The organism is Tessaracoccus bendigoensis DSM 12906, assembly GCF_900141915.1.
In the GTDB taxonomy this organism is placed as follows: domain Bacteria; phylum Actinomycetota; class Actinomycetes; order Propionibacteriales; family Propionibacteriaceae; genus Arachnia; species Arachnia bendigoensis.
This window is the reverse complement of sequence record NZ_FQZG01000022.1, coordinates 23,113-43,369: the sequence shown is the minus strand read 5'-3', so window position 1 is coordinate 43,369 and position 20,257 is coordinate 23,113. Positions and strand designations below refer to the sequence as shown.

Here is a 20,257-nt window from a genome sequence, read left to right as displayed (position 1 = left end):
CGGTCCGCCATCGACACCCTCACCTCCTGGACCACCACGGACGACCGGCCGGTCGGGGCGCTGGTGGTGGCGTCGTCGGCCACCGTCCGCAACGCCGCCGAGCAGGTCCGCTGCCTCTACGGCAGGCGGGCGGCCATCTTCCCGCCGCAGGTGCTCGACGCCGGCAGCACCTGGTTCTCCAGCGAACTGCCCATCTCGGCCGAGCATCCGGGGCGCCGCTACGTCGGCGTCTGCGCGTCGGGTGTGAGGATGACCGCGGCAGAGATCCGACTCTCCGAAGTGCTGCTCGCCGCCGGCCAACTCCTCCTCGACGTCGACCCGGCATCAGCGGACCCGTATCTGACGTTGGTCGCCTACTTCAACGCCACCCGCGAGCTGGCGGGAATGTCCCGGTTCTTGCAGGACGATGTGCAGACCGCCTTGTGGTCCCGCCGCCCCTGGTCCAGGCTGCCCGGGCGTCGCGGCACCGACTACGGGAACCAGTCGATCGCCGAGTTGACCTCGCGTGCCTCCAGCACCGCCATCACCACCCGACTCGACCAGATGGCCACCCCCTTCGACCCGGACTTCGACACCACGGCTGCTCGGGCTGCGCGGATCGCGGCCCTGGAGGCCCACAAGCCGCTGCCGGACCGGGAGCAGACCCCGTTCGACGTGGTGCTGGCGACCTCCATGCTGCAGGTCGGCGTCGACGTGCCGCGGCTGGGGCTGATGCTGATCGTCGGGCAGCCGAAGAACACCGCCGAGTACATCCAGGCGTCCTCGCGCGTCGGCCGCTCCGCCTCCGGACCCGGATTGGTGGTGACGCTCGGCAACTGGGCCCGGCCGAGGGATCTGGCCCACTTCGAGCAGTTCCGCCACTACCACGAGACGTTCTACGCACAGGTCGAGGCGCTGTCGGTCACGCCGTACTCCATCACCTCCATCGAGCGCGGCCTCGACGGCGTCCTCGTCAGCGCCGCCCGGGTGCTTGCCGCGTCCAAGGGCGCGGACTCCCTCTCGCCGGAGGACGGCGCCGAACGGGTGGAGGCCGAAGCCGCACTGCTGGACGGCCTGGTGGCCCGGCTCGCCCGACGGGCCCAGGCCGCGGCCGACGACAAGGCCACGGCCACGCTGGTGGAGCAGCGGCTGGCCAACCGCGTCGACCAGTGGCGCAAGCGTCGCATCGCCCTGCACCAGCAGGGCCTAAAACTGGTCTACGAACGCGTTCGGCGGGGTGCATCGCAGGGGGCGCTGATGCAAAGCGCCGAGGCCGGTGCCGACCTCGACCCCCTCGATCGCCCGCCGTTCACCGTCGCCAACTCCATGCGGGAGGTGCAGCCGGAAATCAACCTGCTGGTCTCCCCAGACTCCAATCGGCTGGCCATCCGCCCACCCGACAACCAGCCAGTCTGGGCATTCCCCGCTACCCAGGAGGACTGAAATGGCAGATTTCTCGCCCGGCCCCAATCAGCTAGATCCGCTGGGCGACGCCGAACGCCTCGGCGAGGCGGGCACCAAGAAGAACTTCGCAAAGGTCGGCTCTGCCAGGCCGTCGTCGCTGATGTTCACCTACGGACCGGGCGCGATCGTGGAGCTGCCGCACTTCACCGTCATGCCCAGCGGCCTCGACGCCTGGGAGCGCATCTGGGCGCGCCGCGACGGCATCCCCCACGTCCATGCCCCCAAGTTGCTGGACGCGGTGCGCCGCCAGCTCGGGCAGCAGGTGCTGGAGCTGCGCCCGTTCCCGCACCAACCCACCACGTCGCCGTTCGACGACGAGGGCCGCGACCTCGGCATCCCAGCCCGGGTCTTCCCGCAGTGGCTGCGCTGCACCGGCTGTGACCGGCTGGCCGGGATCAGCACGTTCGAGTACAAGAACACGCACCCCTACCGGCCGGACGAGGCCAAGTTCGAGCACGTCGGCTGCCCCGGCCGCGGCAAGGGCCGCAAGGGCGGCGGCAGGAGGCGTTCGTTGGCGCTGCCCGCCCGCTACCTGCTCACCTGCACCAACGGCCACCTCGACGAGTTCCCCTACGAACTGTGGGTGCACCACGGCCAGCCATGCCCCACCGCGGCGGTCCCCGCGCTGAGGATGACGGAAAGCACGCTCGCCCGTGGCGCGTCGTCGACCATCAGGTGCAACTCCTGCGGCGCCAGCCGCACCATGAGCGAGGCGCAGGGCGCCGCCGGGCAGGCCAAACTGCCCGCCTGCCGGGGACGTCACCCCCACCTCGACGCCTACGCCACCGGCGGCTGCAACGCCGTCACCCACCTGATCCTGATCGGCGCCTCGAACCTGTGGTTCCCCATCCTGCAACGCGTGATCGTGCTGCCGATGGACGCCGGTGAGCACACCGGCAGCCTGGCGGATCGGCTGCGGGTCCTGGTCGGCGAGGACTTGACCGACTACGTCGGGAACCTCGGGTTCCTGCGCAAGCTGCTGAAGGACAAGCTCGACATCACCAAGGTCTCCGACGAGGCGCTGGCCGAGGCGCTCGACGCCGCCATCGCGACGCCCGACCCGTCGGAGGAGGCCAAGGCAACGGCCGAGTGGTCGCCGCTCGACCTGATCGCACCCGAGTGGATGTACCTGACGCGGGGCGTCGGCGGGCAGCACCACGAGGATGAGGCGAGCGGTCTGACACTCAGCCAACGCCCCATTGCCCCCGGCCTACCGAGCGCGATCACGCGGGTACTGGCGGTCGAGCGGCTGCGGGAGGCATCCGCGCTGCTCGGATTCACCCGCCTGGACGCTCTGGACCGCATCGACGACGAACCCGCCCGCCGCGCGCAGCTCTCCCTGACAGCACCCCGCTGGGCGGTGGCCACGCTGAACCGGGGCGAGGGCATCTTCCTGGAGTTCGACGAGCAGGCCATCTCCGATTGGGAGGCGAGGGTCGAGGCGTCCACGCTGTGGGGCGCACACGTCGAGGCCCACCGACGCAACTTCGCCAACCGCCTCTCCAGCACCGCCACCAACGTGGACCCGGACAGTCGCCTGCGTCCGCCTCGGTACTGGCTGCTTCACACGTTCGCGCACGTGCTGCTGCGTGAGATGGCTATGTCGTCGGGCTACGGCGCCGCCAGCATCTCCGAGCGCCTCTACGCCTGGCAGGCCGACGGCCAGCACCCCGCCGCGGCCGGCCTCCTGCTGCTGACCACCTCCTCCGACAGCGACGGCACGCTGGGCGGACTGGTCCAGCTGAGCGAGCCGGAGCGGCTGCGTCGGATCGTCGACGCCGCCCTTGGCCGGGCGCGCCGCTGCTCGTCGGACCCGATCTGCGCGCATCGCACCCCGAAGGACCCCGAGGACTTCCTGCACGGCGCGGCCTGCCACAACTGCACCATGGCGTCGGAAACCTCCTGCGAGACGGCCAACCGGTTCCTGGACCGTCGCTTCCTGATCGGGCTCCCCGGCGAATACACCGGCCTCGGCTTCTTCGAGGTGTCGTCGTGAGCGACGCCACCGCCCGGCTTGGTGGGCTGCTGAGCGGGGGCGAGGCAGGTCGGCTCGCCGCCCGGTTGGCCGACGGCGACACTCTCGCGCAGGCGCTGCAGTCACTGGCGCAGTCAAGGCGCTCAGAGATTCGCGCCGCGCTGGAGGACGCGGGACTGTCGGCGTCGAACCTGTCGGTCACCCTGCCGGTGCTGCGTGCCATCCAGGGGGCTGCCGAGGCCAACACCACCGAGGTCTCGCCAATCTGGACCCTGCCCGGAAACCTGGCCGACTACGGTTCGCTGACGACGTCGATCCGCGCCTTGGTGCTCAGCGCTAGGACGTCGGTGACGTGCTCGACGTTCAACTTCCAGAAGTCGTCGACACTGTGGAACGCCCTAAGGGAGGTGGCAGAGCACGGCACCGTCGACGTGCGCGTCTACCTGGACACCCAAGCTGCCGACCAGAACGAATGGTCGGGCGCCACCACCAGCGGGGAGGTCGCGGCCCAGCTCACGGCAGCCACGGTGTTCCGCACCAGAAGCACAGACGGTAAGACGTTCCGCAACCACGCCAAATTCATAGCGGTGGACCACAGATTTCTGGTGGTGACAAGTGCCAACTTCAGCGTCAGCGCTGAACACCACAACGTGGAGCTGGGGCTTCGGATTGACTCCCGCAGCCTTACAGAGACCGTGGAGAAGCAACTGCAAGACGTGGCATCCACCCTCTATGAACGCGTCGAGGGTAGTTGACCGTCACTTCCCCCAGCCGCTGCGGCACGACGATGCGCCGATGCGAGCAGCGTCTCACTCATCACCTTCCCGGTCCGCTTCGCAGGAAACAACAGATCGTCGGGGCCGGAGCAGTGTTCCGCCGCCCACGGCCCCAGACCGTCGAGCACCGCAGTCGCCAGGTGGATGACACGCTTCCCCACCAGGGGTTTCGTATCGGTGTAGTGGCGCGGGTAGCGCAACACCAGCGGTATACCGCTGGTGACGAGCCCTTCCACAGGTAACGACGACATATCCACCACGCCGACGGTTCCATGTTGATTTGGCTGAGTACCCCTGAACCTGTTCGGCATGGATACAGCGGCGATCGACGGGCTGATGACTCGGCCCGCGTCACTGAAGCCAGAGAATGCCCAAGAGCCCCTTCGATAGCATTGAACTATGGTTGACAACCTGCTCTGGCACGTGTCTCGTGACGATTCCCAGGATCTCTCGGGTTGGCTCTGTCGTGCCTCGCGGCCGGCGCGGTCACCCTGGATGAGTTCAAGGGCTGGATCTATCTGGTTCTTGAGCAGTCCGACGAGTTTCCCGACTTCCTCATCGATCTGATTGACGTCACGCACAAGCACGAACTCCTCTCTGGCTGGCGCAACCTGATCGGCTTCTGGCCAACATCAGCACTCTCACCTCAAGAGAAGAATGCGGTTGTTGGGATCGCCTACGCCCGGTTCGAGGCATTCCGCCACGACACGATCCGCCGTGGCGCGGCCATCAGCGCGCTTCGCGAATCTGAGGCACTCCGGACGCGCTTTGCGCGCAGCTTTCCGGCGATCAGCATTCCCGATGAAGACCGAGCCGCAGGTGCGGGGGCGCAGGATCGGCGGGTGTCGGCCTGGTGGCTGTCTGGCATGAGGACGAGTACCCCGACCGCGACACGGTGCCGATCCCGACCGCACTGAAGCTCATTGGGCACATCCTCGCTCACGGCTCCCCACCGCCACACGGCTGGCAGATCGATTTCCCGAACTGAACTCCCAGCTTCTGTCCTGGGCACGTATCGCAACTCTGCTGCCGCTGCGAGCATCAGTCGGAAAGCCTGGTTCAGGGACACGTTTGTGCAACTTCGCTTCAACCGTTTCCGTAGTTTTGGCCGAGCCATCCTGTTGGCGCCTCGGAGAGCCTCTTCGTCGCGGAGCAAAGCGGCGTTGTAGAAGCCAGATAGGGGGTCTTCGTCCAAAGGAGACGACTAGATCCTGCAGCTCCGGGCTTCGCCCTGCGCGCAGGAAGACGGGGGCAACCTTCGCTTCGATGGGCCCAGCAACCAGGAACAGCGATGTCGCGTGCTCCCGTAAGACACCTTGGGTGGAGCATAGGGGACTCGAACCCCTGTTCAAGTGCCTTCTGACAAGGTGTTGAACCGCGTTCTGGGAAGCTGAAGCCCAGTGAAAGCCCAGCGATTTTGAGCAGCCAGCGTACGAACGTCGTCCGGCAGGCTTTTGGCCCGGAGCGCTCGGTCGAGTTGAAGCACTGCGCCTCTACCTCATTAACTGGCCGAGCGTCCCGTTTGGCCAATTTGGCCGTTCGGTCAGTAGTATTGACCGTATGGACATTTTATCCGACGAGATCTCGAACGTACTTCGGGAGCTTGGAGTCGAATCGCAGCGTGGTGACGGCAGGGACGAAGGGCCCGATGACTTCATCGTCACGATTCCGGTCCGAACCGGCACGATGGAGGCCGTCGTCGACGCCAAATGGCGGTCTCAGCCGCTCGGCCCCGCTGAAGCAGTGCGTTGGCGCGAGAGCCGGGGTGGGAACGCGATACTGGCGTTGCCGTCGATCCCGAAGCAGCGGGGTGATCAGTATCGGGCTCTGGGGATCAACTACGTCGACAGCGGCGGGAACGCCTTCCTCAACTTCCCGGGCTTTCACGTCCATGTCGAAGGCAGGAAGCCGCGACTGCGAGCAAACCGGGGGACTTCGGCGCAGCCCGCCTCCACCAATCCGGCGGGACTGAAAGTCGCGTTCGTCCTCTTGGTGGCTCCGGAGTCAATCGGACTCAGTCACGAGCGACTAGCGGCTCTTGCGCAGGTGTCGAAGGGCACGGTCACAAATACGCTGATCGACCTTCGCGATCGTGGTCACGTGTTTGGGGAACGTGGGAGTCGCACCTTGATTGACTGGGATCGACTGGCTCAGGACTGGGTCGACGGCTACGTCCGCGACCTTAGACCCCGCTTGAAGGAGTTGGAGCTAACAGGGCCCCAGCCTGACTGGTGGACCCGCGACTGGGTTGACATTGCCGCCGGCACTATCGGCGGTGGTTCCGCCCTCGCGCACTTCGGTGCCGAGCTGGTTCCGGACCGAACAGTCCTCTACAGCGACCCGCCGTGGCGGGAGATCCGACGTGACGCCCGGCTGACACGGGATGGCCAGGCGCAAGTCATCCTCCGGGAACGATTCTGGTCAGCTGGCCTCCTGCATGACGACAGATTCGTGCCCCCCCTCCTCGCCTATGCGGATGCCCTGGCTGGTGGTGACCCGCGGGAAGCGTCCGCAGCGCAGAAACTGGCAAACCTTCAGCAGTGGGCGTTTGCGCGATGACCGAGGCATTTTCTGCGTTGCCGGCGGGACTCCTGCATTCCCTTTCACAAATGATCCCCGAGTACACGCTCGTGGGCGCATTTGCACGCGACTATCGGGTACACAACGTCGCAGGGCTACCGCTGGTCGCACGGACCCTCGACGTCGACATTTCGATCCTGGTCACCTCTCTCGCCGATTACCATGAGCGATTGAAGCAACTCGATGGCCCACACGGGGTTGGCATTCGTTTCGTGGTCGACGGCGTGCAGGTGGATGTGATCCCCTACGGACCCGAAGTGGCTCCCGGGGGGATCGTGCAGACAGCAGATGGAATCACGCTCGATGTGACCGGCATGGCTGAAGCAGCCGAAAGCGCAGACATCGTGGAAGCTGGACATGCGACAGTCAGGATTCCCACTCTCAGCTCCATGATCGGGTTGAAGGTCATTGCCTGGAACTATCGCGTTGCCAGCACACGAAGCGACTCCCGGGACCTTGGGCCTCTCCTGAAGGCCACGTACCACGGACCGGATGGGGATGCCCTCTGGTCAGACGGCGAGGCTGGCGGCAAGTGGGATTACGACAACATGTTGGTCGGTCCGTACAGAGCCGGCAAGCAACTCAGTGGCTCTTGGAAGGAGGAGTCCTTGCACCGCCTCAGGTCTATTCTGGATACCAAATTGCCGACTCTGGCAACGCAAGTAGCCCAGCACGACAGACCCTCCGTGGACCTCGTCGTTGACCAGCTCAAAGCTCTACGAGAGGGCTTGGACGTGCGACCGAATGCTTGAAGAAGCAACTCACATGACTCCTCAAGTCGCCAGAGCGCAAGTCAGCGGCGTTCACCCCGTAGAAGTGCGTCGACCTCATCCAGGTCGACGAGGACGCGGAAGCCGTTCTTGTAGCGGGTGAGCTTGCCCTCAGAGATGCGGCGCTCCAGTGAGCGTCGAGAGCTTCTGCAGTACTCTGCGGATTGGGGCAGCGTTGCATAGCGTGGATGCGTTCTGGTGAACGTTCGGCTGGTCATGTGGGGGCCTTTCGCGAGTCCTCTGGGTTGACCACGCTGTCGCTCCTGCACGTCCTCCAAAACCTACCCCAAAGCCACTCCGACGGACCTACCCCCAGTACAGAAGTACGTGCTGGCAAGGGGAAAGGAACATACCCTCGAAAGTTTGTGGACAGGTGTTTAGTTAGCAGAGGGGTTTGGTAGCGGTTGTGCGCGTATCTGGTAGCACAGGTGTGGGGTTCCGGAGCGGTTCTCCACACCTGTGCTTCGGTGTGTCAGGTTAGCCTCGATGATTCACTGGGGTGTGCTGGGTCTGATCGCCGGGCTGGCTGACCCAAGGAAGGCCGGATCCGTGTGGTGGGCGTGTTCGTCTGGTCCGGGTGCCCGGGTGGCTACCGCTTCCACTTGCGGCGGGGTCTGCATGTCCTTTCGTTGGTCGGGGGGTGTCGGGTTGGAGGGACCAGATTCGGTTCCGGGCGGTGACCAGATCCTTGGCCCAGGCCCAGTCGTCGGGGATCTTCAGGATCCGGGACCGGGCATGGCGGGCGATCCGGGCCGGGACAGCAAACAGCCTGAATCGGAGAGTCTTGGGTTCTGCGATGGCCAGTTCGCCGTCGAGGGCGAGGTGTCGTAGCCACGCGGTCAAGGTGACCGCGAGTGCGGCCAGTTGCAGCCAGGCCGCGTTACGGTCCTTGTCGGCGGTGGGCAATTTCTGGGCACCCATGGCCTTGAGTACCTTGACCTTGTCCTCGGCATGGGCCTGGGTACGGTGTCTGGTGTCGAGCCACTGGAGCTGGCCGGTGGCAGTGCTCGATCACCTCATGGGAGGCGCCGGCCCCGTCGATCGTCACCAACAAGTCCCTGCGATGCTCGGCAGGGACCTGTTCCAAGGCGGCATCCAACACCTTCACGTGGTCAGAAGCGATCAACGAGCCCGCATTACCGGGACGTTGCATCACGGCCAGATGGTCACCGGTGTTGCTGCACCACGGGCGTCAACGGATGCCAGCCGATCCCGTGTTTGTAATGCCCGGCCACCGACGCTTCCTTGATCACCGGCTGCCTCGATGATCGTGGCATCGACGCGGATCACCGTGACCGGCTCACCCGTCCCGGACCTCGTCAGGGGCCGTCCGGCTACCTGCACCGCAGGCAACAGGGCCTGGTTCCCTGCAATGATCGCTGCCCAAGCAGCAGCACGGACCTCCGCCAGCATGCGTGCGTAGCGTCAGTCGGGAAGACCATGAGCCACGATCCGGCAGGCCAACTCGTCCAACGCACGCAGCACCGTCGTGTCCGATGCCGCGCCGCCGGAACCGAACAACGCTTCCTGCCGGGTCAACGCTTCCACATCCAACAGATACGACGCGCCAGCAGTCAACGCTGCGACCGCATCTGTCAACAATCGGCCACGATCGCGGCGCGGCGTGAAGTCACGTCGGGCGACCACCGCACGTAACCCCACGGTCAGCCCGATCCGATCTGCCAGCAGCCGCGGCAACACCACACCGGCATGAGCAACCACGCCCCAGACCCGCAACACGGGCCGCACCCCTGTGAATACCCCAGGTTTAAGCCCAATCTGAGCCCATTTTGAGCCCAATCCTTGACATCCGATGGCGGACTCTGGCGTGGTTTGACGAAGCTCGAAACGCCTCCGACTAGGTGTTTCAGTGGTGATTTGGCTCGTCGTAGCCAGGTTTCAGGTTGTGGGTATCCCAGACAATGCGCTGACAGGGGGCTACGTGGCCTAGCCGGTGGGAGGACGTACGCGGTAGATTCCGGAAACCGTACAGGCTGCGTCCTGCCTGCCCGACCACGGACGCGCCGCTCGTGGGGACGGCACAGAATAATAAGAGACCTGTGCGGGGTCTTGACGCGATGTCGGTCCTGGCGGCTACCATGGGTGCATAAACACCGGCCCCTCTCTCGGCAACCGGCCTCGCGCCACCTGTCGTGCATGGGCCGGTTTTCCTTTGGCACCATAGGGTGATGCGCTACGCCAAGCCCCACCTGCCTTACGACCAGCAGGTTCGCCTCCTGTCCTCTCGGGGGCTGTACGTTGGCCGTGAAGGCGACGCGGTACGGGCCCTGAAGCGGATCGGCTACTACCGTCTATCGGCTTACACCTACCCGATGCGGGCGTTCACAACCGACGACGCTGGCACGGTGCACCGTTCGGACGACTTCGTGGGGGGCGCTTGCCTGTCGGATGCCGTGGCGTTGCATGACTTCGACCACCGGCTTCGGCGCACGCTGCTGCCTGCAATCCAGTCACTGGAGATCGCGCTGCGCACCAAGGTGGGCTACCACCTGGGGAAGCACGGACCCCTTGCCCACCTGGACCGCAGCGGCCTCGACCCCCAGCGATGCAATGCAGTATCGCGCGGACCCGACCATGCGGGGACGAAGTACGACACCTGGCGCAGCGAGTACGACTCCTTGCAGCGCAAGGCAGACCGTGAGGATTACGTGGTCCACTTCGTCACCAAGTACGACGGTGATGTGCCTGTGTGGGCCGCAACCGAGTTCATGACGATGGGTTGCCTGATCGGGCTCTACCGGATGATGCAACCCAAGGATGCGCGGCGCATCGCGGAGGAGGTCGGCGTCAAGAATCCGCAGGTGTTGTTCGGCTGGCTGAAGGCGTTGAACGTGCTCCGCAACCACTGCGCTCACAACGCGCGCATCTGGAACAGGAGCACCGTGTACCCCCCGGACAAGATCAACAGGCGCATGGTGGAACAGGAACTGCACCACCTCGTATCTGCCGACACCAACAAGGTCTACTTCCTGACGGCAGTCCTGGCCTACTTGCTACGGCATGTCGATCCTGACTCGCGCTTCGCCAGCGATCTGCGGACGACCATGGGCAAGTTCCCCTCGGTGCTCGGATGGACGCCTAAGAGCACGATGGGCTTCGTTGATGGTTGGTTGACCGAGGCATTGTGGAGCATCCACTGACCCCCTCCACAAGTCCGCTTGCGCTCGACCGTTGTCTATACGCCATCGTCGCTCCAACCAAGATCGGACTGCACACAGGGATTGGCGAAGTGGGCCAGCCTGGCTACAGTCCTGGCGCATGAGAGCGACCAACCAGCAGACCCTGATCTCCACCGTCTTCGAGGCAGCCGAGCGCGCTGCGAATGACCTCACCCATCTCGTCTCCGACCTCGACCGCTGCGAGTACGCGCTTGCGTCGGTGCTCCTAGAGGAGGCATGGGTCAGCGGTTTCTGAGCCCGACCTCAGTCGCGAGGAGCCACTCCGCCGTCCGCGAAGCCTTCGAAGGCCCGGATGTCCCGCTTCGGTTCTGGGAGTCCGTCACGACGGCGCTGGGCCTCGGCGCGGCGATCTTCTCGGTCCTCGGCCTCGAAGACCTCGTTGAGCGCCTCCAGGTCGGCCTGGAGGGAGTCCTTGGGGTTGTGCTGGGTCATGACGGTCCCTCCGAGATCGGGCTTGTGTGACTGAGTGCTATCGAGCGTAGATGCACAGGTGTTCGAGGAGATGGACCTAACCTTCTGGATCATTCACACTCTTCGTGCACCGCCATCCCCTTGGACACCTCAGCCGTGGGAAGCGCCAAGAAGCATCTGCGGCAGTAGACCGCCTTGCTCGCAGTGCACTGACAGCCCCGACAATCGGGACACTTCCAGTCTCCACAGGTCGTGCACTGGCCGCTGGAAGCACTGACCGCGAACTCGGCACCGCATGCTTCACACACTTCGTGCCAGCCAGTGGAGACGCTACCGCGCAGAGAAGGGCGCGTCGACGTTACGACGGCAATGACCAACCCGTCGTGCAGCAGAACGTCCAAACAAACATCCGTGTCCGCCCAACCCTTGGAGTACCGGATGCCGTCGCCGCCCATCAAGCGGTACTTCCCCGACTCACGGGCCCGCTCAATAGCGGAAATGAGGGCGGGCTGAGCCACCCGCTTGCCGGGGTTATAGGGGGTGCCATTGGAGTCTGCGTACCAGATGTGGCCATCCTCGGATGCGAGGATCACGAGCCTCTGGCCCGGCTGGTTGAGTGCGCGGATGCAGCATGTGGTGGCCGATGCCTGGGTGCCTTGGATGAGCGCTTGGATGCCCTCAGGGCTCACTCCATCACCAAGATGAAGCGCAACGGCCTCCTCAGGCACCAAGATGCTGGCGGCGAAGTCATTGACGATCTTCTCTTCAATCAGCCGCGCTTTGTCACGAAGTTCCGGAAGAATCTGGAACTGCCACGCCTCGTCGTTCCAGAAGATGTGATGACCGACCTCATGAAGCGCGGTGAAGAGGTTGCGCTTGCGGTTGTGGGACTCGCGGATGATGATTCGTGCCGGTTCGACATCGCCGTCGTAGACACCGCCCAGTTCACAACTGCCTCTGGGTGGCGTGCTGGCCCACTCCACAACAACGTCGGGGATCAAGGCCAGTGCCTCAATGGCGTCAACACTCGCTACTTCAGCAGCATCGGGATACAGACGCGCGAACTCTTCACGAAGGTGGCGACTAGCCAGAGCCACCAGCCCTTGACCAGTCCACTCCGCGACGCTGCGTCCCTGCGGGAGCGTCATGTCCAGCCCATGAGTTCTTCAAGTGCGTAGTTCACCCTCGCGCGAGCGGCCTCCAACGGTGCTGTATGGGCAACCTGACGGGCTGCACGGGAACACGCCTGCTCCCACACCATGGTGCGGGCGCGGCGCTCGGGGAGGGTGCGCTCGGTGGACAACAGTCGCACTCTTGACTTGTATTCGGGCAGGCTGAGGACGACGGCATCTGCACCGTCAACCGGCTCCAGAATGTCTCCGGCAACGGTCCCTGCGGGGAACAACGACAGGATCGTCGCAACCTCCTCCGGCGTGGGGACCTTGACTCCTCGGGCCAGTGCGGAGGCGCGTCCAGGTTTCACGCCGAGCGCCTGCGCCAACTGCGCGATTTCCACCCCGGCATCGGAGAGAGCGTCCTGCGACAGCGCCGCTTCGCCAATCGTGTTGTCGGGCCAAGCCCAGTCCCCCAGTGCCCATGCCTGTGAGCAGACGGCCTCAAAAGCGGCTACCGCCTCAGCGGTATTGACAGCGGGGCAGGTGGACACGTCGTCCACCGGCTCGTCCTCGGTGACGGCCCAACGGATCGTGCGGATCGTCCTGTCATCGAGAACGTGGGCCAACCTGCGATCCAGCGCAGCCAAGGCCAACCCGAACTCCGCATCCGGCCACGCAACGAAGTCGCCCATGTCAGGCACCGTGATGAGGAAAGAGGGGGCGGCGGCGGCCCTGGTGGGGAGAGTCACCGGCCAAGCCAGCACGTGGAGGTCGCGCACCGCGCTAATCATCACCACGCCGCGATCCTGCCCGTCGGCGCTGACAACCCAAAGGTCGCCAACGGCTGGCTGCCCCACTTCCCCCTCAGTTGGCAGCGTCAGGGGTGCACCGAGCGCATCTTGTAGCATCACAGGTTCGTCCGTCCTAGCATCTTGGACATCTGCCAGAACTCCGCCAACTGTGTCGACTCCGGCTCGGGCAGCCTTCCAAGATACTCGACCCGATCAGGGTCTGCCAACCAGGACCGGGACAGAGGCCGTTGGTTGACGTCTGTCCACCAAGCAGCCTTAGTGAGCCCCATCTGCTTGTTCTTCGCAGACTCCAGTTTCCTCGCATGCTTCTCAGGACGTGTCGTCCTCGTGAGCGTGAGCACAGACCTGCGGGTGAGTTCGACAACGCCACAGATTCTCTTGTTCTCCCCATGCACATCCCCGGATGCAGATGTGTCCGGACTGGTGCGATAAACATCGCCTTCAACGGGGTCGGTGTTCGTCTTCGGGGGCATGATCCTCATTACATCAGTGAGAAGTGACAATCTTGGTTGAGTCTCCGTCTGCGGCTCAGTAGTTCTCTCGAATGTAGGCGTAGGCTCGGTCGAACAGGTCGCCCGTAAGGGGCAGGCGGTACTTCTTCAGCACCTGCCGCAGTTCCTTTCGGACCGTGCGGTCACCGCCTTGATCCTGGGTCCAGCCCGAGTACGAGACCTGCTTGACGATGGTGTCGATGTCACGTACCACGTCATCCACGATCACCGGGGTGTCGGCGGGCTTGTACTCGTTGACGATCTGGGTGAGTGCACCGATGTTGGGGTCGAGAAGGGTGACCGCTGCGTCCAGGTCTCCGTCTTCCTCCAACCTTTCGGCTTGGACTGCGGTCTTGGCCACGTCGAGGGCCTTCTTCAGGAACTCAATGGTGTCGCTGGCGGATTGGGCAGCCTGCTTGCGAAGTCGCTCGATCTTCTCGGCCAGTGTCTTGTAGACCTCGTGCCCACCCGACTCCTTCAGGCGGCGCTGCACCCGGGCGTCGATAGTGTCGAAGACCTCTTCGAGGGTCACGGGGTCCTTCAGCAGGTCTCGCTCGGGGTCGATGTCGAGTTCCCCCTGCTCGGCCAACTTGCGGAGCCGCTCGATGCTGTCGGGATCAACGATGACCTCTTCAAGTCCCGTGCCCGTGACCTTGATGTTGGACATGTGGCCGTGCACGAGCGCCAGCGTCTTGGCCCCCAGTCGCTCCCACAGGATGTCTTCAGAAGCCTTGCCGGGCTTTGACGCCTCGTAGACCTGCGCCAGCCACTTGTAGAGGGGTTCGTGCTCGTCCAGTTCATCCCGAGGCGCGAGCAACTCCCACAGGGTCTGCACACCCGTGAAGTCCCGCCAGAACCGCGCCTTCTCCTCCTGCCCCTTGATGCGCTCCATCGCGGCCATGAGCGCCTCGTAGGAGGAGTCCACCAGGTCGATGCCCTCGAATCGCTGAAAGGTCTGGGCGAGCCGGGCTAGGAACTCGGGGATCAGTTCGGCCACGTCCACCGGGCGCTTGCCCCCCGCTTCGGGGTCCGCTGCCTTCAGCGCGGCTGCGATGGCCGGTCCCAGCCCGATGTAGTCGACCACCAGTCCGTTGTGCTTCTCCTGTCCCGTCACGGGGTTGGTGAAGCGCCGGTTGGTGCGCGTGATCGCCTGGAACAGCGTGTGCCGGGTCAGGGGACGATCCAGGTACATCACCTGCTCGATGGGCGCGTCGAAGCCCGTGAGCAACTTCGCCGTGACCACAAGGAACGTCGGAGGTTGGCCCACCTTGTTGAACTCACGCTTGACCACCGCCTCTTGGGCGCGCGTGAGTTCGTAGGTCTTCCACTCCTGCTTGTCGTCCTTGCCGCCGACCGTCATGACGACCTGAGTTGTCAGGTCCAGGCCGCGCTCTGCGATGAGCCGGTTCAGTTCCTGCTCGTACAGGACCACGAGGTCACGGTCGTAGGCCACCACTTGGGCCTTCATCCCCAGCGGTGCCACCTTTGCCGTGAAGTGATCGAGGATGTCCGTGCAAACGGCTGTGATGCGGTCCGGGTTGAGCAGGACGGTCTTCACGGTTCCGCCCTTGCGGACCAGAACGTCGCGCTCCTCTTCGGTGAGGTCTTCCTCCTGGGCCAGAGCGTCGAACTCGGCCTCCATCGCCTCCTTGTCCAGGTGCCACTCGACCAGCCTGGTCTCGACGTGGACAGGTACCGAAGCCCCGTCAGCGATGGAACGCTCCATCGAGTAGGTGTTCAGCACGTAGCCCGGGTCCGTGTCCGAGCCGAACAACTTGAAGGTGTTCTTGTCCTTGTGGGAGATGGGCGTGCCCGTCAGCCCGAAGAACCGTGCGTTCGGCAGCGCGGTCCGCATGCGCTCACCGAGTGACCCCTCCTGGGTGCGGTGGGCCTCGTCCACCATGACGATGATGTTCTGGCGGTCGTTGAGGACGCCCGCGTCCTCGAACCGGAAGATCGTGGTGACGACGATCCCTCGGTGATCGTCGCGCAACATCTGGGACAACTGGGCCGTCGTCTCCGCCACCTTCAGCATCGGCAGGCCCGTGGTCTTGAACTGACGGGCCACCTGCTCGACAAGATCGAGCCGGTCAAGGACCACCAGGACGGTTGGGTCGCCCACCTCGGGATCGTGAAGAAGACGCACTGCCGCGAAGCCCATCAGGAGGGTCTTGCCCGTCCCCTGGTAGTGCCAGATGAGGCCCCGGTCCCCGCCGCTGATCACGCGCTCATGGATCGCTTCAACCGCCTCCACCTGTGGGTAGCGAGGGATCAACTTGCGCTTGCCCGACTCGGCGTCCTCGAAGAGGGTGAAGTCCCGAAGGATCGACAGGATGCTCTGTGGAGTCAACAGCAGGTCTACCGAGCGCTCCACGCGCGGCAGGCCATCGAGGTCGTAGGGGTCCTGCGTCGACCCCCACATCAGCCACTCCGTCGCGGGCTGACCGATGGCTCCGTAGTGGAACTCTTTGCCGTCCGTGGAGGCACACAACACGTTGGGGGCGAAGAACGACGGACCTTCAGGCGCATACACGTCTGCGATGTCCTTCGCGCCTTTCAGCCATGTCACCGATGACTTCACCGGGGTCTTGGCCTCAATCACCACGACCGGCAAGCCGTTGATGAACAGCACCACGTCATACCGGCGCTCGTCCCCGGGCGGGCCGAAGACAACCTCGTCGGAGACGACGTAGGTGTTGTTGGCGAGATCATCGACGTCGACAAGCCGTAGGGGCACGTCATGAGGGGTCCCGATGTACCTGTGGTTCACGTCCCCACGCATGAAGGTCACCAGGCGCTCGTTCGCTACCACGAGCCCGTCCGTACTGGCAGCCGTCACAGCCCCCCGGATGCGCGGAAGCGCCTCATCCAGACGCTCCTCGTCCGCGCCGATGGCGGGGTTCAGGACGACCAGCGCCTCCATCAGGTCTTCTTCGATGAGCACGTCCGTGTTGGAGCGCTGGAGGTGGGTGGCCGGCTCGTAGGTCCAACCCAACCCGACGAGTCGCTTCACAAGCCAGTCCTGCACGGTGTGCTTCTCATCGAACGCCATCACGCCGCCCCTTCATCGCGGATGAACTCATCGTAGGAGGAAGGAATCTCGTGATCCCCCGTGAGCAAAGAACCGAGCAATGCGGCGCGTTGCCGATCAAGCGCGTCTCGTTCCTTCCCCAACCCCACTCTCAGTGCGTCGAGAGCGTCGAGTACCACAGCCTGCTCTTCGCGCGCACCATCAGCGATGTCCGGAACCATCAGCCCCATGAGGGCTGGCTGATTGATCTTCGGCATCTTTGTGCGCCCTGACTGGGAAACGGCCAACGTCGTGAACTCTGTTGTCAGTAGCAACTGTTGCAGCCATCGGCGAGGTACGCCCGGGGCGGGCAGCAGAGGATACGCGTCCGCACTACACAACCCGGAGAACGTAGGCATGGCGACCTTCATCAGATTGGGTCGAATCTTGGAGTAGACAACGTGCCGCTCGGAGAACTCGAACTTCCCACTCGTTACGCCGTCCTCGCTGACACTCTGAACGCCGATGAGATCGCCTGTCCCGGAGGCGATCCTGTCGGTTCCCACGTGCGGACGATCACGCTGGCCCTCTCCTGTGGGGTCGACCAATCCGCCATCGACACGGCAGTATCGCGACAGCGGTACGCGCTGCGGAACGTCCCATATGCTGTCACGGAAGGCGCAAAGCGCAGAGAAGAGACGGGCGGCCTCTTCGGAGAGCGCCGCTCTCAGGGAATCCACGTGGCTCATCAGGTCTACGATGCGTCGCTGCTCTTGGACGGGGGGAAGGGCGAACTCCAGCGCTCCTACGGCACGTTTGCTCAGTTCGGGAAAGGTCGACCCCGGAGCCCGCGAGCGCAGATATTCGGTTGATCCGCTGAGAAGGTAGTACCAGTATTCGGGAAGTTGGCCGTCCGCCAGCACAAGGCTCTTGAAGCCCTGGTTTGTAGTGAGCGGGCGCGCTGCGATGGTGACGTAGCCGATTGGCGCACGCGTGGAAAGCAGGACTGTCCCCGCTGGCAGCCACTGTGCACCACTGCCCTTTACACCAGCCTCAGTAATGGAGCGCGACCCCTCCGCCGTGTAGAGGGCGGGCCTGTCTGAAAGGTCCTTCGGCGTGATCCAAGGAATGCCCCCGTCCCAGTAAGGGCCGTGGAAGGTCTTGGGCGTTCCCCCACCAATGACCTGAGCCACATCAGAGACGCGAACCTTGCGCCATCCCTCACGCATCGAAGCCAGCCGCCCTCAGTCGCTCGACCATGGCCTCCTCGGCAGCGAGACGCTCTGCCCGGGCTTCCTGCCATGCGGCCAAGGCTTCGGTCACGTCGACCGCTTCGGATTCTGCGCCCGCGACGTACCTCCCGATGTTGAGGTCGTGTCCGTTCGCTTCGATCTCGGACAGGTCGACCAGTCGGAGGTTCACTCCGCCGTCACCATCAAGGTCGACTCCCTCGTGGAATGCCTTCAGGATGGCGTCCACGTCATCGTCGCCCAGTTCGTTCTGCGCTCGCCCAGTCTTCACACGCTCCGTGGCGTCGATGAAGAGCACCTTGTTCTTGCGCTCCTCGACCTTCTCCTTGCGGAAGATCATCAGGCAGACCGGGATGGAGGCCCCGTAGAAGAGGTTCGGGCCAAGCCCGATGACGGCCTCCAGCAGGTCCTTCTCCACAAGGCACGCGCGGATGGAGCCTTCGGCCCCGGCTCGGAACAGCGCGCCGAGCGGCATCACCACGCCGACGCGACCCCGCTCCTCATCCATCGAGGCGATCATGTGCTGGATGAAGGCGTAGTCACCCTTGTCCTTGGGTGGCACCCCGCAGAACGCCCGAGGGTCGGACTCCCAAGTGTCTCGTCCCCAGTTCTTCAGCGAGAACGGCGGATTGGCGATCACCACGTCGAACTTCTGGAGCGTCCCATTGGGGTTCCGCAGCCCTGGGGCTCGGAGCGTGTCCCCACGGACGATCTTGAAGTCCTCGATCTCGTGCAGGTAGAGGTTCATCCGCGCGATGGCGGAGGTGGTGAGGTTGACCTCTTGACCGTAGAGGCGAAGGGTGCGGTGGTCCTCTCCGCGCGCCCGGATGGTGTTGATGGTCTCCATCAGCATCCCTCCCGAGCCGCAGGTGGGATCGTAGATGGTCTCCTCCGGTTGGGGATCGAGGAGGCGCACCAGCAACCTGACCACCTGACGGGGGTGAAGAACTCACCGGCCTTCTGGCCTGCCCCTTCCGCGAAGTATTTGAGCAGGTACTCGTATGCCTGCCCCAGCATGTCGTGGGACACCTCGTCGGGGTTGAGGTTGAGCCCGTCGAAGGATGAGATGAGGTTGCGGAGGTGCTCCTCGGGGAGGCGTTCCTTGTTGCCCCACGCTGCGTCACCGAAGATGCCAGCCAACTTCTCGGCGTTGGCTTGGGCGATCTTGTCCAGTGCCCTCTGGATGCGTGCCCCGAGGTTCGGCAGCGTGCTGCGGGCCACGTCATTCCAGTGCGTGCCCCCCGGGAGATCGAAGCGGTGGTAGTCCGCCTCGATCTCGTCGTTGAGGGCATCTCCGAAGTCCGCGACCGCCTGCTCGTGCTCCCACGTCCAGGTATCACTGATCCACTTCCAGAACAGCATCGGGAACATGTAGGTCATGAAGTCGGCGTGGGCCACGGGGCCGCGAAGCGCATTCGCGGCTGACCACAGGCGCGACTCCAGGTGCTGCTGGGAAATGGTCACAGATGCTTCCTTGTGGATGGTCTGACGACGGGCCTTACAGGACCCATGAGTGAAGACTACAAGCCCGGCGGCGCTCGGGGCGGAGGCTTGGCCGCATGGTGTCCACCTTCATCGCCGCAGGGTGAACTGGTCGCCCACAAAGTCCTCTGGCCTGAACGGAATCGCGATGTCCAGCACGATCCCAACCTTGCCGATGTCGGACAACCGCATCGGTAGGTGGCCGTTCAGAAGTCGCCCCAGCCGCGTGTAGTCCATCCCCGTCTGCTCGGCCAACCACTTCCTGTTGTGCCCGTGCCGCTGGAGGGTGCCCCGGACGACGATGGCGAAGCGGTGCTGCATGAGGCTGGCATAGGCCAACCCTCGTCGTTCGTCGCCGTCTGGGTGGCGAACAAACTTCACGGTCGGGTTGCGCCCGAACAACTCCGGCAACTGGCAGAAGTCCCGGGGTGAGTAGGCGGGCGGGGAGGGCACCACCCCAGCCTGCCTCACCCAACTCTTCCCCCCGGGCGCCCACGCGGAGTCAGGGGAAATCTGCGCCTTAGGCGCAACTATCGAACGCCCCTGGCGCCCAGATCACGAATCGGAGGCGGGTTCGCCTGCGTCTACCATGATCAACAACTCACTCCCGCCCATCCGTGGCGTGCATCTCCCGCCCCGGCCACAGGTCAGCCTCCAGCCACTGCTCCAAGCGGGCAAGGGCTCCGAAGTCCGGCAGCACCTCACCTGCGAGCACCCGCTCGATGGTTCGCCTGCTCACCTTGGCCTCCCGCTCGATGCTACGCATCGACGGATTGCCCTTGGCCTCCAGCGCCTTCAGCAGCCGGTTCACGAACTCCTGCGCGTAGACCGCGCTGGCGGGAGCGTCCTTGCGGAGCCTGCCCGTGGGCCACTGACCACGCGCGACGTACTCACGCGGGGCGGCGTCTCCTCCGGACCTGGGCATGTCCTCAGCCTAGAGCC

18 protein-coding genes and 2 pseudogenes are annotated in these 20,257 nt (G+C 64.4%); 8 read left to right on the top strand and 12 right to left on the bottom strand.

The window, feature by feature from the left end; translation table 11 throughout:
- The first annotated feature begins 66 nt into the window (after positions 1-66).
- The 6 genes from BUC15_RS20365 (at position 67) to BUC15_RS07470 (ending at position 7,526) form a co-directional block, all read left to right on the top strand.
- Positions 67-1,422, top strand: a complete 1,356-nt coding sequence (locus BUC15_RS20365) for a helicase-related protein (protein ID WP_217652150.1) — start codon at positions 67-69, stop codon at positions 1,420-1,422.
- A gap of 1 nt (position 1,423) precedes the next feature.
- A complete protein-coding gene (gene drmB / locus BUC15_RS07490) occupies positions 1,424-3,439 on the top strand; it encodes a DUF1998 domain-containing protein (protein WP_073186909.1) in 2,016 nt (671 codons plus the stop codon).
- Positions 3,436-4,173: a DISARM system phospholipase D-like protein DrmC gene (gene drmC / locus BUC15_RS07485; RefSeq protein ID WP_073186908.1), complete on the top strand. Its 738-nt coding sequence runs from the start codon at positions 3,436-3,438 to the stop codon at positions 4,171-4,173. The genes drmB and drmC overlap by 4 nt, the downstream gene beginning before the upstream one ends.
- 476 nt (positions 4,174-4,649) lie before the next feature.
- Positions 4,650-5,111 carry a PX domain-containing protein gene (locus BUC15_RS19410; RefSeq protein WP_073186907.1) on the top strand — a complete coding sequence of 154 codons (462 nt, stop codon included), beginning with the start codon at positions 4,650-4,652 and terminating at the stop codon, positions 5,109-5,111.
- A 643-nt stretch (positions 5,112-5,754) separates the two neighbouring features.
- A complete protein-coding gene (locus BUC15_RS07475) occupies positions 5,755-6,753 on the top strand; it encodes a type IV toxin-antitoxin system AbiEi family antitoxin (RefSeq protein ID WP_073186906.1) in 999 nt (332 codons plus the stop codon).
- The gene (locus tag BUC15_RS07470; RefSeq protein WP_073186905.1) at positions 6,750-7,526 is read left to right on the top strand and encodes a hypothetical protein; all 777 of its coding nucleotides are present in this window, start codon (positions 6,750-6,752) and stop codon (positions 7,524-7,526) included. Before BUC15_RS07475 ends, BUC15_RS07470 begins: the two co-directional genes overlap by 4 nt.
- A gap of 41 nt (positions 7,527-7,567) precedes the next feature.
- On the opposite strand, the gene BUC15_RS07465 is transcribed toward BUC15_RS07470, so the two are convergent.
- The 3 genes and pseudogenes from BUC15_RS07465 to BUC15_RS07455 form a co-directional block, all read right to left on the bottom strand.
- Positions 7,568-7,762 carry a hypothetical protein gene (locus BUC15_RS07465; protein WP_073186904.1) on the bottom strand — a complete coding sequence of 65 codons (195 nt, stop codon included), beginning with the start codon at positions 7,760-7,762 and terminating at the stop codon, positions 7,568-7,570.
- 259 nt (positions 7,763-8,021) lie between these two features.
- Positions 8,022-8,516 (bottom strand): annotated as a pseudogene (locus BUC15_RS07460) (transposase); the annotation flags it as partial.
- Positions 8,517-8,969: 453 nt separating this feature from the next.
- Positions 8,970-9,284: a hypothetical protein gene (locus tag BUC15_RS07455; protein WP_139280145.1), complete on the bottom strand. Its 315-nt coding sequence runs from the start codon at positions 9,282-9,284 to the stop codon at positions 8,970-8,972.
- 449 nt (positions 9,285-9,733) lie between these two features.
- Between BUC15_RS07455 and BUC15_RS07450 the strand changes: the two genes are divergently transcribed.
- Positions 9,734-10,705: an Abi family protein gene (locus BUC15_RS07450; protein ID WP_073186901.1), complete on the top strand. Its 972-nt coding sequence runs from the start codon at positions 9,734-9,736 to the stop codon at positions 10,703-10,705.
- A gap of 118 nt (positions 10,706-10,823) precedes the next feature.
- Positions 10,824-10,979, top strand: coding sequence for a hypothetical protein (locus BUC15_RS19865; RefSeq protein WP_175558267.1), 156 nt, complete (start codon positions 10,824-10,826; stop codon positions 10,977-10,979).
- Between the two features lie 8 nt (positions 10,980-10,987).
- On the opposite strand, the gene BUC15_RS07445 is transcribed toward BUC15_RS19865, so the two are convergent.
- From BUC15_RS07445 to BUC15_RS07405, 9 genes and pseudogenes are all read right to left on the bottom strand, one after another.
- Entirely contained in the window at positions 10,988-11,176 is a 189-nt protein-coding gene (locus BUC15_RS07445; RefSeq protein WP_073186900.1) for a hypothetical protein, read from the bottom strand.
- 89 nt (positions 11,177-11,265) lie between these two features.
- Positions 11,266-12,303, bottom strand: a complete 1,038-nt coding sequence (locus BUC15_RS07440; protein WP_073186899.1) for an ImmA/IrrE family metallo-endopeptidase — start codon at positions 12,301-12,303, stop codon at positions 11,266-11,268.
- On the bottom strand, positions 12,300-13,067 hold the full coding sequence (locus BUC15_RS07435) for a hypothetical protein (protein WP_139280144.1): 768 nt from the start codon (positions 13,065-13,067) through the stop codon (positions 12,300-12,302). The genes BUC15_RS07440 and BUC15_RS07435 overlap by 4 nt, the downstream gene beginning before the upstream one ends.
- A gap of 110 nt (positions 13,068-13,177) precedes the next feature.
- Positions 13,178-13,564 carry a hypothetical protein gene (locus BUC15_RS07430; RefSeq protein ID WP_073186897.1) on the bottom strand — a complete coding sequence of 129 codons (387 nt, stop codon included), beginning with the start codon at positions 13,562-13,564 and terminating at the stop codon, positions 13,178-13,180.
- Positions 13,565-13,610: 46 nt separating this feature from the next.
- Positions 13,611-16,625: a type I restriction endonuclease subunit R gene (locus tag BUC15_RS07425; protein ID WP_073186896.1), complete on the bottom strand. Its 3,015-nt coding sequence runs from the start codon at positions 16,623-16,625 to the stop codon at positions 13,611-13,613.
- On the bottom strand, positions 16,625-17,812 hold the full coding sequence (locus BUC15_RS19405; protein WP_073186895.1) for a restriction endonuclease subunit S: 1,188 nt from the start codon (positions 17,810-17,812) through the stop codon (positions 16,625-16,627). The genes BUC15_RS07425 and BUC15_RS19405 overlap by 1 nt, the downstream gene beginning before the upstream one ends.
- A pseudogene (locus BUC15_RS07415) lies at positions 17,805-19,297 on the bottom strand (type I restriction-modification system subunit M). The gene BUC15_RS19405 and the pseudogene BUC15_RS07415 overlap by 8 nt, the downstream one beginning before the upstream one ends.
- 108 nt (positions 19,298-19,405) lie before the next feature.
- The gene (locus BUC15_RS07410; protein ID WP_139280141.1) at positions 19,406-19,768 is read right to left on the bottom strand and encodes a hypothetical protein; all 363 of its coding nucleotides are present in this window, start codon (positions 19,766-19,768) and stop codon (positions 19,406-19,408) included.
- 148 nt (positions 19,769-19,916) lie between these two features.
- The gene (locus BUC15_RS07405; RefSeq protein WP_073186893.1) at positions 19,917-20,240 is read right to left on the bottom strand and encodes a hypothetical protein; all 324 of its coding nucleotides are present in this window, start codon (positions 20,238-20,240) and stop codon (positions 19,917-19,919) included.
- Between the last annotated feature and the right edge of the window lie 17 nt (positions 20,241-20,257).